Annotated in this window: 1 protein-coding gene and 1 pseudogene; both read right to left on the reverse strand. The window is 66.3% G+C overall.

Features of this window, described 5'->3' with window-relative positions; all coding sequences use genetic code 11:
- Positions 1-905: pseudogene (locus V7P99_RS05905) on the reverse strand (hypothetical protein); the annotation flags it as partial.
- A gap of 43 nt (positions 906-948) precedes the next feature.
- Positions 949-3,759, reverse strand: a 2,811-nt coding sequence (locus V7P99_RS05910) for a M4 family metallopeptidase (protein ID WP_333793868.1), incomplete at its 5' end; no start/stop codon positions are given.

Consider the following 3,759-nt stretch of genomic DNA (forward strand, 5'->3'; position numbering starts at 1 on the left):
TCCCACTTGTTGTCGGCCACGAACTTGCCCTTGGTGTAGTGGTTCGAGAAGCTCCAGAGGTAGGGCGTGTTGATCTTGTAGAGGAGCCGGCTGCGCCAGCCGTTGTAGCCTTCCCAGCGGTAGAGCATGCGTGGAAGGCTCCAGTCGGCCTGTTCGTGCAGCTTATCGTAGCGCAGCGCGTCGACCGCGCTCGACACCCAGTCCGAGGGCGGCAGCCAGGGGTTGGGCCGGCCCGCCGGAACGTTCTTGGTCTTGGCCTTGAGAGGGTCGCCGTTGTGCAGATGCGACGTCATATCGAAGCTGCACTCCATGCCGTGGATGATGGCAACCGCATGCCAGGGCACGCAGGTCTCCTCGAACACCTGCTCGTAGGACTTGCGCCGCGCGGCATCGATAATTTTCGATACGTACCACTGCACAGTCGAGCGATGCTCTGCGCGAATCTCGCACGTCTCGAACAGGCGGCGATATTCGTCCGCCACGTCCTCGAACTTAGGCGGCGTGACGGCTGCGGCCTGTGGTCCTTCGGGAATGTCGCGGGGCATGCGTTCCGCGTTGCGGGCCGTGCGCAGAAGCTCCGAAGCGCGATCGAGCAGGCTGTCGATTTCGGCCGAGGAGACGCCGGGTGCATCCGGCGCCGACGCGGTGACGCTGTCCATGAAGTCGACGATCGCCGGCTGGATCTCAGTGAAGTCCTCCCCTGCCGAGGCGGGCGCGAGCCCCATGCGCGGCACGGAAAGGCCGAGCCGCTGCGCCTCCTCCGAAAGCACGGTGAGCTGAGACCATGTGCTGCGCGCGATCTGCGCCTCTGCTTCGGAAAGGCCGAGGCGGGCAATGTACGGCATGGTCAACGCCGCCGCGAGCCCCTTGGCGGCCTCTCGCCGGTTGAGTTTCATGCTCTTCATGTCTCGTCCCTCGTCGTCATGACGCCCATTCCGTTCTTCAGCTTCAGCTCGACGGCACAACGAGGCCGACCGCCTGCTGGGAGGCGAGCACCTGCTCGCAGTTCGCGGTGATGACGCCGGCTATTTCCGCGCCCGCAAGCTCGAAGCAGCTCTCGACGAACGCGTTCGCCGCGTGCGCGAGCGTCGAGCTTTGATTGAGTCCCACCGTCATGGCGCGATAGGTGATGCGCGCCAGCTTCTTGCGCCCGATGCCGGTCACCGTCACGCCGCGGTGCGTGCCCCCTTCGGAGACCAGGTAGGCGAACTTATTGAGAATGCCGCTGTTGAAGTGCACGCAGCCGTTATCGTTGTAGGCCGTCGAGCCGCACATCGTATCGGCCGGCGTCAGCACCTCGGAGTAATGATCGGGCTGGCCGCGGTTGGTGAGGGAAAAGCGCGCGTTGCGATCGAACATGGAGCGCCCGTTCGCGTCACGCAGGTTGGGATCGGCGAGGCTGCGTAGCGGCGCCGTGATCGAAAAGCCGGGTGAGGCTTCGCCGATCAGCCAGTTGCCGCCATCGCCTCGCGCGTCGAGCTCGATCAGGGCGCCAAAGATGTCGGCGAGCGATTCGTTCACGGCGCCCGGCTCGTTGAGGTAGAGCAGGTTCTTCTCATGCGCGATGATGCCGTGCGTCATCTCATGCGCCACGATGTCGAGCGCGCTCGCATATCCCGGGCCATAGACCATCACGTTGCCCTTGGGGCAGTCGTAGGATTTGGTCATGCACCAGTAGGCGTTTTGCGTGCGCCCGTATTGCACGTAGGCTTCCATGGGAGAGCCGCCCTGGCCCTGGCTGTCGTCGAAGCCGTCGCGCCCGAAGTTGAGGAAGAAGTAGTCGCGCACGATGCCCGCGTTGCGGAACGCGATCAGCGCCTCCGCCTCGATCTTGTCGGATCGGGTGCGCGTCTCCTCGTCGATGCCGAGCGCGCCCGGGAATGTCGTCGTCTGCCCGAGGTCGAAGATACGCCGCAGCATGCCGCCCGATGGCTGGTCGCGGAAATAGTAAAAGGCCTCGCCCGTGACCGCGTCGACGAAGATGCGGAACGCGTCGATGGTCACGAGCCACGCGAGCCGCGTCTTGCCCGTGGGCGCCTTGCCGACGAGTGCCGGATCGAACACGACGAGCGTCGGCGGATCAACCTCCGCCTTCTCCGGGTTCGGTGCCAGCGGGAACGCGCGCGAGGCGTCCGGCGAGCTGCGCATCACTTCGCCGAGCTTGAGGCGCGCCGCTGCGATGGCTTCGCCCTCGGAGATCTTCGGGGTTGTATCGTCGAGCGAAACGGTCGAGATCGTGCCGCTGAACCGGGTGACGCCGAGCGCGCTATCCACGCTGAGTTTGGCGGTCGATCCGAACACCGGCACGCCATCCACGCGCTGCTCCACCTCCGCAACGTAGCGGTTCGGAAGGTCAGGGTCCTTTCGCCGCCGCACATACTCGGGCTTCGAGCCCTTGTTCTTGGCGGGATAGAGCGAACCGAGGCCGCCGGTGCCGAAGAACGCTTCGACGGCGCGCTTGGTCTCTTCCTCCGTCTGCTCCCGTGCGCCATTCGAGGCGCTGAGGGGCTGCGCACCGGCACCCGGTTGCGGCGAGATCCCCATCACCGAGCCCGGCAGCCCCGTTGCTGGATTGATCGTGACACGCAGGTTGGGATGCGTCTTGCGCAGGTCCTCGATGGCGCGCTCCACCTCCGCACGCGTCGCGCTTGCGTCGTTGCTGGAAGCGGTGGTTCCGGATGCCGTCGTCGCGATGGGCGATGCTGCCGATCCTGAACTCGTACCCTCCTTTGCCGGAGGCTGAGCAGCCACGCCCGTCGCGGCAGCCACTGTTATGGATGGCTCGGCGAGCCCGCGGCATGCCCGGATCGGCTCCGCCGGCGCATCCGCGGCGGTCATTACCTCTGCCGGTGTCGAGAGCCCGGCGTACGACGCCGCGATCGGGAACGGCGTGGCGTGATCCGACCAGAAGAGCTCCATGGCCGCGAGGTCTGTCTTATCGGCGCCGCGGATCGGGCGCGCGTCGCGGAGCGAGAGCGTGCCGTGTCCGCTGCCGTTGAGATCGATGCGCGGCCAGAAGCACTCGTTGTCGTCGATGATGCCGTCGCCATTGAGGTCTTCGGTGAAGGCGGCGTTCGCGGTTGCCGCGTGCGTGAGGCTGTCGAGCTGGCGCGAGAAGATGGCGAGGTCGCTGGCGCCGACGACGCCGTCGCCGTCGAGATCGCCGATGAGGCGCATCTCATGAGGTGCCACCTTCGCTACGGCTTCGAGCGCGTCGATGGTCGGCGCCTGGCCTTCGGCGCCTAGCGGTAGGGACGCGCTTTGGCGTATCGTTTCCGCGATTTCGGCGGGCGACTTGTCGGGCGCGAGCTCGAACAGGATGCCGGCCAGCGCCGCCACGTGGGGGGCCGCTTGCGAGGTGCCGCTGCACACGCCGATTGGCAGCTTGTCGGCGGCGAGCGTGCTCATGATGTCGACGCCCGGCGCCGCCACATGACCGCCCACGTTGGAAAACTCGGCGCGCAACCCGTCGCGGTCCACCGCCTCGACGACAAGGATGTTGGGCGGGCTTTCTCCCGTTGCTGAGTCCTGCGTGCCCGCCCACGCGAACGGCGAAGCCCACTTGGCCGCGATCGGTGTTGCGCGGTCGTCGGAATCGTTGCCGGCGGCCACCACGAACAGCACGTGATCCTGCACGCGGCTCGCCATCAGCCGGATCAGGTTGGCTTGATGCATGACGTGCAGCGCAAGCCCCGGCACCTCCTCGGGATCGTCGTCGCCGAGCAGGTTCGAGGCCACGAAATTGTAGCCGAGGCTGAT

Origin of the sequence: Hyphomicrobium sp. (assembly GCF_036780825.1) — a bacterium.
GTDB lineage: Bacteria > Pseudomonadota > Alphaproteobacteria > Rhizobiales > Hyphomicrobiaceae > Hyphomicrobium_C.